Raw genomic sequence first — 9,127 nt, forward strand, 5'->3', positions numbered from 1 at the left:
TTGCAGTGAAGGGGCAACACATGGTTAATGGTATTCACTCTTTAATGGATCATCATTGAAACGGCGTGAAGGAGTCCTTTTGATGGGTACCCGCAGAGGCGGCTGGCCGGCGACGGTGGTCGCGATCTTCCTGGCGACCACCGGCTGTGCGACGCACGCCCGCCCCGCCGCTCTGTCACAGCCGAGCCCGAGCGTCACCGTCACTCCGGACGTCAGGAAGATGGCACTGGCCGAGGCGGCGAAGAGCCTCCCCGCCGTGCTCTCCGCCCCAGGGCCGGTCGCCTGCTCGTGGAATGACGATCAGTGGCAGGCCACGGCCTACGACGAGGCCTTCCGCACCCGTACCGCGACCATCTCAAGCACCACCCTCGCGCCTCTCCTGACCGAGATCGCCACGAAGGTGGGCGGAGAGGAGGCGTTCGTCCGCAGCCTGTGTGGTGCCGAGGGAGATCCCGGTATCAGCCCGGTCTCGCCGGACGGCCGCCGGGTCGCCGTCCAGGTGGACTTCCCGTCCAGCGGCGACCCGACGCACGTCGGCTGGCTGGACCTCAGCACGGGGACATTCACCGACCTCACCGACAGGTCGAACAAGAAGGGGTACGTCAAGGAGACGTTCTCCGACAAGGACCCCGGATTCGCGCCTGACGGGTCGTTCTGGTTCCGGCGCGACTCCCAGCAGTACTTCTCGGCGGACCCGAACGGCCGGCTGACCCCGCGCCGGCTCAGCCTGGCCTGTTTCAGCAACAGGGACGAGGACACCTTCTACCGCGTCGTGCGGTCGGTCGCCGTGCTGTGCCCGGGCATCGTCCACCCCTCCGGGAGGTTCGCGGCCGACCCCGGTGGCGTGGCCGTGGGGATGGCCTCGGTCCAAGGAGTCGAGCTGGACATCCTGACGAACACGGTCGACCGGTACGCCGACGCTCCCATCCACTTGCCGTTCGGCATGAAGGTCGCCGTGCGCGACGGCGGCGACCTGCGAGACTGCGACCCCGTCGCCTGGATCAACACGACCGACCTGCTCTGCGAGGGAGCGAGCAACGACTTCTACACCGTGGAGATCGACCCCAAGACCGCCCGGGACGACCTCGAGTACGTGCAGTCCACCGAGGTGAGGGTGAAGGCCGAGATCGCCCCCGCCACCGAGACAGCGATCATCTCGGTGGCCGTCTCCCGGGACCGCCGCTCTCTGATCATCGCGGCCGACGAGAACAACAGCACCGCCACGGCCAAGCTGTACCGCGCCAGCCTGGTCTCCCCCTCGCAGCCCGTGGAGATCGGCCCGATCCCGGCGGAATTGCGGGAACACTTCACCCTCCTGGGCAACTACCAGCAGCCCGTACGAGCCGCCAGCAGCGTGCACTGACCGTCACTTCAGGAAGCGGACACCTGGATGGGCGGGGCTCGGCCAGCCGAAAGGGCGGGTCGCCCGGCCCTGCGAGTACAGGCCGAAGAACGCCCCGCCTAGGCCCGCTGCGTCTTCATCGAGCGGGCCGGATCGACGGTGCCGACGAAACTCGTCCGGCAGGTCGAGCTGGGAGGCGTACTGCGGGTGCAGCGCCTCCGGCCGGTAGATGCCGACCGCGTCGATGGCATGCATGGCTGACTTCGACCTGCCTGACGATCTGATCGCGGCTCAGCGCGCCTACGACGAGGCCGACGCCCGAGTCGAAGAAGTGACCGCCGAGTTGCCGTCATCGGTCGCGGCCGTGTCGGGTGAGGCTGAGTTCACCGACAAGGTTGAACAGGTCACCGAACCGGCGACCGAGATCGTCGGTCGCCCAACGGTGCAACTTGATCTGCATCCTCCGTACCGCGAAGAAGGCCGAATCAGTGTTCGGCCATCTTCCAGCGTCGGTATTCACCGTCGCATCTTCGGACATCGCACTCTTCTCCTTGCCTGACACGCTGCCGTCCTTCCCCATGTGCCGGGCTCTCCCCGGCTCGGAGTACTACGACGGCTCCGTCCCGCCCGCGCCCTTCGGCGGACATCGCGCTTATCCCCGCCCCCCTTCCTGGCTGGGAGGTCGGAGAGGAGAGAGCGCGGGGGTTCCCCATCCCGGAATGAGGGGGACGGGCGCGCACCGCCGACCAGCCCATATCCACCGGATTTGAGCTGGCGTCACATCAAGAGGCGTAACGACACCGGTTTCTCGCGTGTACCTTCTCGTCTCGCTCACCGGACCCGGCCCATCCGGTAGTGCCCGCCGACCCGACTTTGTCGAGGCTGCTCCCGCCTCCCCAGCGATTCCAGGGTTGGGCTGCCTCCAGCGTTTGCTCCGCCACCACGACGGCAGAACAACGGTGATCTTTCACCTCCGCACGGACAGATCAGCGCTTCGTGGCGCACTGGGGCTGGTGACACGTTCGTTGAACGGCGCCCGTGATGCCATGTTCCGGTCCGCAGCGGGTCCTTTGGACAACCTCGCCGGCTGATTCACTGTCGAACTGGCCGTTTCGCGGGGCACGGCGGGGCGCATCTGCGATCTATCCCGCGTAAAGAGCCGTGACGACATGCCAGAACATTGCAATCCGGGGGCGGCGGCCTCCCCGAGTCGGCACAGGGCCTCCGGTGCGGACGAATAGCGAAGTATCACGGTAAGTAACCCCTGTATCGCTCTAAATAGCGAGAGGGTAATCCGACCGCTTCCAGGCTTTGGATTTCTCTAGGTGACCGCCGAAGTTCTCGCTCACTAACGTGGAATTTCAGTTCACCGTTGAATCGGCGCCGCAGGCGATGCCGATTCGGCGCTCCGTCAGCCCGGGCATCGCCCAGGACGCAAATGCTTCACGATGGAGTCACCTGTCATGATCAAGATCAGGAACGCTCTCGTGGCCGGGGCGATGGGCGCCTCGGCCCTCATCGCGCCGGTGACGATGCCAGCCCAGCTCGCCAGTGCCGAAACCGTGGCCGGGACTCCCTCGACCACGCCCGTTCTCGCCTCGCTGGAGCACCCCTGCCGCGAGCACAAGAACCCCCAAAAGTGCTTTGAACGGTGGGGCGGCGGCGGTGGTGACGACATTGGCGGCGACGACATCACGCATCCTGGGGGTGGCGGCATCGACGACTGACACCCGGACGGCGTAGTCAAAGGCCCGTAGAACAGCCCTCCCCGGCCCGCGTCCACCAGACAGCCGGGGAAGGGCTTTCATACGGCAGGTGCTCCAAGGAAACCTTCCGCGGTGAGAAGACCGGGATGATCTCCGCGGGGTCGGTGAGACAGGGGCTCGACGTCCAGCCCGGGACTCGCCGGGAACAGATTCCTGGTCAATCTGAGTAGGGCGGGTGGGACTTGAACCCACGACCCACGGATTATGAGTTGGCTTGATCAATGCCATCTGATGCTGCGCCGTGCCGCTTTCTGTCGCTCTGACCGTGACTGCCCCTGCCGACGTGCCGGACCATGACAATGCCTGACGCGCCGTCCCCATGCACACGAGCAACCAGCGAGCACTCACACGTCCTTGACCAACGGCAACCATGGCCACTGATTCGGTTCCATTCTGAGGCCACCTTCGTCGGCATCGCCCCCCATCCGTCATCCTCAGGCCTCACCGCGCCACCGGCTCAACCGCAGCGTGGACCGCCACCTCAACCGGGCGCTCCACGCCATCGCCCTCCTCCGGTCCCGCGCCGAGCCCGGCACCCACGCCTACATCACCCACCGGATCTCCGAGGCAAGTCCCGGTCATCGCGCCGGCGCGGCCGATGCCTTGCGGTTGAGCTCCGCGACTCGTGCGATCTCCGCGCTGATGGCATCGCCGCGCGGCCAGGCCTTGACCGCAACCCCCGCCAACGCAAGGCCGCAGACGGCCCACGTCCCGACCACGACCGGCACGGACAGCGTTTCGGCCAGCGCGCCCGCGGTGAGCACGGCGACCGCGAGCGTGATCTGGATGCCTCCTTGCATGATCCCGAAAGCACGGGCCCGGAAGTCGCCAGGGAGCACGCTGACGAACAGCCCGTTCAGCGGCACGATGACCGTGTTGGCGACACCGGCACCGACCATCAGGAAGAACACCACGACCAACGGCGGCCGGACCAGCGCGGGCACAAGAAACAGAGGGGTCGCCAAGAGGAGCGGCTTGATCAGCTTCAGCCGTCGCTCCGGGCCCGTCACCCGTGTCAGGACGGCGCCGATGACATTGCCGACGGGTATGGCGGCCATCAACAGGCCCGCAGTCCGGGAATCCCCTCCCTGCTCGGCCGACCAGGCAGCGGCCAGCGCTTCCGGGACGATCACGATCGCGACGAGGCTGAACACCACGAGGGCGATCGGCCGCATGATCGAGTGCCCGAAGACCAGCCTCAGACCGTCACCGGTCTCCTTCAGGAGGGACCGACGTTGCTCCCTGAGCATTGCGGCCGGACGAGGCCGTACTCCGCGCCAGAGCAACAGCGCCGAAGCAGCGAACGTCGCCGCGTTGATCAGCAGCGCACCACGTGGGTCGACGGCGGCGATCACTCCTCCCAGCGCGTAACCCGCAACCTGCGCGGCCTGGCCCGCCATGTTCTGCAGCGAAAGGCCCAGCACGTAGCGGTCTCCGGTCAGTACCTGCGCCACCATGGCCGAACGAGCCGCCTCGAACGGCGGTGTGAGCACGCTGGCGACCGTCAGCAGGAGAAGCAGGACGGGCAACGGCGCCCAGGGCACAGCGACCAGTGCCACCAGAGCCGCTCGAGCCAGATCACAAATGATCATAACGCGTCGGTACGGGTACCGTTCCGCGAGAGCGGCGAGGACGGGGCCTCCCATCACCCAGGGCAGGTAGCTGACGGCGAAGCCCGCGGCGGACAGCAGCACGGAGCCGGTGTCGTTGAAGATCAGAACTGTTACCGCGACCTTGGCGAAGTAGTCGCCGATCCAAGACAGCACCGTCGCCGCGAACAGAGAGCGATACTCCGCGACGGCGAGGACCTCCCGGAAGGTGGCGGACCGGTCAGCCACAGGGCCTTCGGCATCCTGCTCGTCCACGAGCGCTCCGTTCCTCATGTCTCATCGCGGCACAAATAGGTGTGGTCCGGCTTTCCAGCCGGACCACGCTCACATACTGCCTGGACTAGCCCCAGCTCGGTTCACGCCGCATCCCGATCACCCCCATCCGGACGGTTGTTGTCGCACGTCGCAGCTTTGTCCGCCGCCATGACATTTCCTTGCCATCTCTTCGACAGCTGGCGCGTGCGAGGCGCCGGTAACCTCTGCGGTGTGGAGTTCAGGCTTCTGGGTGCGGTGGAGATTCACTCCGCCCGTGGCGAGGTGTTTCGCCTACGACGGCGCCAAGAACGCCTCGCCCTGGCGGTACTGCTGCTGGAGCCACAACGGGTTGTCACCGCCGAGCGACTCATCGAACTGCTGTGGGATCAGGCTCCACCGGCGACGGCCAGGTCGACGCTGCAGACCTTGATGTCCCGCGTTCGGACCACCCTGCGATCGGCAATGGGTGGCGACACCGGTGAGCCGGTGCGGCTGCTGGCCCTCGGCGGGGGCTACCGCCTGCAGATCCAGCCGGAATCGGTCGACGTGCACCGGTTCGGCATGCTGATCGATGGGGCGCGGGCGATCAAGGATCCGAACGTGCGCGCGGCCCGGCTGGCCGAGGCGCTCGCGCTGTGGCAGGGGCCGGCGCTCGCTGACGCCGCGACCGGCTCCATGCGCGAACGGTTGTGCGGCAGTCTGGAGGAGGCACGGTTCGCCGCGATCACAGACTGGATCGACGCGGAACTCGCAGCGGGCCGGCATGGCGAACTGGTCGGCGAGCTGTCCAGGCTGATCGACGAACACCCACTGCGAGAGCGGCTACACGGCCAGTTGATGATCGCCTTGTACCGGTGTGGCCGCCGTGCCGACGCCCTTGAGGCCTACCAGCGCGCCCGCCGCCTGCTGGTCGCCGAACTTGGCCTGGAGCCCGGCCAGCAGCTACGCGAACTGGAGGCGTCGATCATCACCGACACCGCGCGGACCGGCGCGGCCATCGACCAGCAGACAGCGCGTACGGCGGTGCCTGTGGTGCCGGCGCAACTCCCACCGGGCGTCGCCGATTTCGTCGGCCGTACCTCACACCTGCGCCAACTCGACGCGCTGTTAGGCCCGGAGGCCCGCGCCACGGCCACGGTGCTTGCGGTGATCACCGGGACTGCCGGTGTAGGTAAGACCAGTCTGGCAGTGCACTGGGCTCGCCGAGTCAGCGAGCGGTTTCCGGATGGACAGCTCTTCGTGGACATGCGTGGCTTCCACACCGGGCCGCCCATGTCGCCCGTCGAGGCGCTGGCTCTGTCGTTGGGTGCTTTGGGAGTGGCCGCCGAACGCATCCCGATCAGCGTGGACGCCCAGACCGCCCTGTACCGGTCGATGCTGGTGGGCCGGCGGGTGCTGGTCGTCCTGGACAATGTCGCGGACGCAGATCAGGTACGTCCACTACTGCCGGGTGATCCCGGGTGTCTGATGTTGGTGACCAGCCGAGATCGGCTCAGCGGCCTGGTGGCGTTGGACGGCGCCCACCGGCTCAAGCTCGATGTCCTGCCCGCCGCCGACGCCGTCGACGTGCTTGCTCACGCGGCAGGCGCGGACCGGGTCGGCGTCGACCGGGACAGCGCGGTCGAACTGGCGAATCTCTGCGGTCACCTGCCACTGGCTCTTCGTATCGCCGGGGCTCGCCTGGCGGACCGGCCTCACCTGGATATACGGCGGCACGTCGAGGAGTTGGCCGCGCGGGGCCCGATGAGTCAGTTGCGGGTCGACGGCGACGGCACCGCGACCGTACGCGGCGCATTCGACCTGTCGTATCAGGCCCTTCCGGCTGAGGCCGGGCAGGTGTTTCGAATGCTGGGGCTGGTGCCGGCCCCGGCCGGGCTGGCCGCCACCGCGGTGGCGGCGCTGACCGGTCTGCCGGCAGACGATGTGGCGCCGTTGATCGACGCGCTGTCCCGATTCCATCTGGCCGAGATCACCGCAGACGGCCGGCTGGTCTGCCACGATCTGCTGCTGGAGTACGCCGGGCAACTCGCCGCCGAACACGACGCGCCCGTGGAACGGAACGCCGCGATCGACCGCCTACTCCTCTTCTTCCTGCACACCACTGGCCAGGCCGCCACCGCCCTCAACGGGCTGTCCCGCCTTCGGCTGCCCGCCGACCCCCCGCCGGCCGGCGTATCCCCTGTCCAGTTCCCGAAGAGAGCCAGGCTCGGCAGTGGATCGCCATCGAGTGGCCGAACCTGATCGCGGCGCTCGACCACGCCGCCGCGTCCGGCCGGCATCGGATGGTGTGGCAACTGGCCCACGCGCTTCGCGACTTCATGCAGGTGCAGGCCCCGCTGACCCAGTGGCTGTCCGTCGCGCAGACCGGGCTCGCAGCCGCGCAGCGAGCCGACGACGTGCTCGGCGAAGCGGCGATGCGGCACAGCCTGGGGCTCCTGCGTTGGCGCACCGCCGAGTTCCAGGCGGCGATCGACGAATGCGAGACCGCAGCGGCCCTCTCGCGGCGCGCGGAGTGGCGGCAGGGAGAGTCGGTAGCCTTGTGCAACACGGGCATCGCGCTGGACCAACTCGGCCAGACCCAGCTGGCGATCCGCCGATTGGAGCAGGCGCTGGCCATCGACCGGGAGATCGGCGACGGAATCGGCGAGGCCGCCATGCTCACCAACCTGGCAGCCGCATACGAACAGATCGGCGAACTGCCACGGGCGGCCAGGCTCGGCGAGCTCGCCCTGCCGCTGCTGCGCCAGACCGGCCAGCATCAATGTGAGGCCATCGCCGGCATCAACGTCGCCATGGTCCGCCGCGAACAGGGCCGCTTCGACGACGCACTCCACGCACTCGAGGAGTCCCTGACCATCTGCCGGATCATCGGCGCGGAACACGAGGAAGCAGCCGCCCTGACCACCCTCGGCTTGGTGCACCGCGACGCCGGACGCTATCAGGATGCCACCGCGGCCCTGACCGCCAGCCTCGACATCACCCAGCGGCTGTCCGACAGCCGCCACGAGATCTTCGCCCACACCGGCCTCGCCGATGTCCAGATCCGGCAGGCTCGCCTGGCCGACGCCGCCGACCGGCTCGACCTCGCCCTGGACATCGTCGACCGCACCGGCCACCGACGCGGCAAGGTCGAGGCCCTGCTCACCCTCTCCCACCTCCACGCCACTCAGAAGGACTACGAGGGTGGCAACAAGCACGCCGCCCAGGCGTTGGACCTCGCCCGCACGTCCGGGTACACGCTCGCTACCGCGCAAGCCCACAGTCGCCTCGCCATCGGCTTGCTCGGTCTCGAAGACGTGACCGGATGCCTGGACCACTGCGAGCGCGCGCTGAGCACCCAACGACACGCCGGCCAGCGGCTGGCACAGGCCCACACCCTGCTCACCGCCGGCCACGCCTACCAGCGCCAGGGAAGAATTCTGCTGGCCAAGACCCGCTGGCGGCAGGCTCACGCCCTCTTCGACCAGATCGGCGCACCTGAGCGCGACGACACCGCCGCGCTGGCGACGTAGCAAGACTCTGCGCCTGCCGATAGTGCCATCCGCCCAGGTCATGGTCTTGCAATGCTTCTCCTGGCGTGCGCCGGCTCCCCTGGGAAGAACCGGGGGCGACATGATGATCGACCTGTGGGTGCCGAAAATGGTGTCACCCTAAGCGACCTGCGCATACTCATGGATCAGGCCGCCGAGGCGATCTCTGCGAACGAGCCGAGTGGGTGTGCCGCGTCAAAACCCATCGCATAGGGCTTGAGCTGCGCGTTCCCCCGAAACGGCTACGCTGCTCGGTGATACTCATTGATCAGCCCACCGAGCACCTTCCGGCACCTGATCCGGCCTTCCAACGGCACGATGGTCCGCTCGCCATGGTCGGGCGGGTGCTGTCGGCGGGACTGGTGCGGCCGATGACCGTTGTAATGATCGGCATACTCACCCAGCACCAACCGTAAGTGCCGTTCGTCGTAGATCAGCATCCGGTCGGCGCATTCGGCCCGGACCGTACGCACCCACCGCTCGGCATAGCAGTTCGCCTGCGGCGTTCGCGGTGGCGCCTTCACCACAATCGTGTCCTCACCTGCGAAGACCTCATCGAATGCCGTAGTGAACTTGGCGTCCCGGTCGCGGACGAGGAAGCGGAATGACGCCGCTCGCTCATCG

General features: G+C 67.6%; 8 protein-coding genes and 1 pseudogene. 6 read left to right on the top strand and 3 right to left on the bottom strand.

Annotation, left to right across the window (positions count from 1 at the left end; all coding sequences use genetic code 11):
* Positions 1–82: 82 nt before the first annotated feature.
* A complete protein-coding gene (locus tag AB0B45_RS40980) occupies positions 83–1,363 on the top strand; it encodes a hypothetical protein (RefSeq protein ID WP_358142683.1) in 1,281 nt (426 codons plus the stop codon).
* A 3-nt stretch (positions 1,364–1,366) separates the two neighbouring features.
* Here the strand turns inward: AB0B45_RS40980 and AB0B45_RS40985 are convergent, their stop codons facing one another.
* Positions 1,367–1,597, bottom strand: a complete 231-nt coding sequence (locus AB0B45_RS40985; RefSeq protein ID WP_358142685.1) for a hypothetical protein — start codon at positions 1,595–1,597, stop codon at positions 1,367–1,369.
* On the opposite strand from AB0B45_RS40985, the gene AB0B45_RS40990 reads away from it, so the two are divergent.
* From AB0B45_RS40990 to AB0B45_RS41000, 3 genes and pseudogenes are all read left to right on the top strand, one after another.
* On the top strand, positions 1,596–1,901 hold the full coding sequence (locus tag AB0B45_RS40990) for a hypothetical protein (protein ID WP_358142686.1): 306 nt from the start codon (positions 1,596–1,598) through the stop codon (positions 1,899–1,901). The two genes, AB0B45_RS40985 and AB0B45_RS40990, sit on opposite strands and share 2 nt — an antisense overlap.
* A gap of 904 nt (positions 1,902–2,805) precedes the next feature.
* Positions 2,806–3,069, top strand: a complete 264-nt coding sequence (locus AB0B45_RS40995) for a hypothetical protein (RefSeq protein ID WP_358142688.1) — start codon at positions 2,806–2,808, stop codon at positions 3,067–3,069.
* 449 nt (positions 3,070–3,518) lie between these two features.
* Positions 3,519–3,624 (top strand): annotated as a pseudogene (locus AB0B45_RS41000) (transposase); the annotation flags it as partial.
* Positions 3,625–3,686: 62 nt separating this feature from the next.
* On the opposite strand, the gene AB0B45_RS41005 reads toward AB0B45_RS41000, so the two are convergent.
* Positions 3,687–4,973: an MFS transporter gene (locus AB0B45_RS41005; RefSeq protein ID WP_358142689.1), complete on the bottom strand. Its 1,287-nt coding sequence runs from the start codon at positions 4,971–4,973 to the stop codon at positions 3,687–3,689.
* A gap of 231 nt (positions 4,974–5,204) precedes the next feature.
* On the opposite strand from AB0B45_RS41005, the gene AB0B45_RS41010 reads away from it, so the two are divergent.
* Together AB0B45_RS41010 and AB0B45_RS41015 are read left to right on the top strand one after the other, a co-directional pair.
* Positions 5,205–7,214, top strand: coding sequence for a BTAD domain-containing putative transcriptional regulator (locus AB0B45_RS41010; RefSeq protein WP_358142691.1), 2,010 nt, complete (start codon positions 5,205–5,207; stop codon positions 7,212–7,214).
* Positions 7,215–7,258: 44 nt separating this feature from the next.
* Positions 7,259–8,485, top strand: a complete 1,227-nt coding sequence (locus AB0B45_RS41015; RefSeq protein ID WP_358142692.1) for a tetratricopeptide repeat protein — start codon at positions 7,259–7,261, stop codon at positions 8,483–8,485.
* Positions 8,486–8,745: 260 nt separating this feature from the next.
* Here the strand turns inward: AB0B45_RS41015 and AB0B45_RS41020 are convergent.
* Positions 8,746–9,127 (bottom strand): integrase core domain-containing protein (locus AB0B45_RS41020; protein ID WP_358142693.1); only part of this gene is annotated, 382 nt, incomplete at its 5' end.

Origin of the sequence: Nonomuraea sp. NPDC049152 (assembly GCF_040648355.1) — a bacterium.
Lineage (GTDB): Bacteria > Actinomycetota > Actinomycetes > Streptosporangiales > Streptosporangiaceae > Nonomuraea.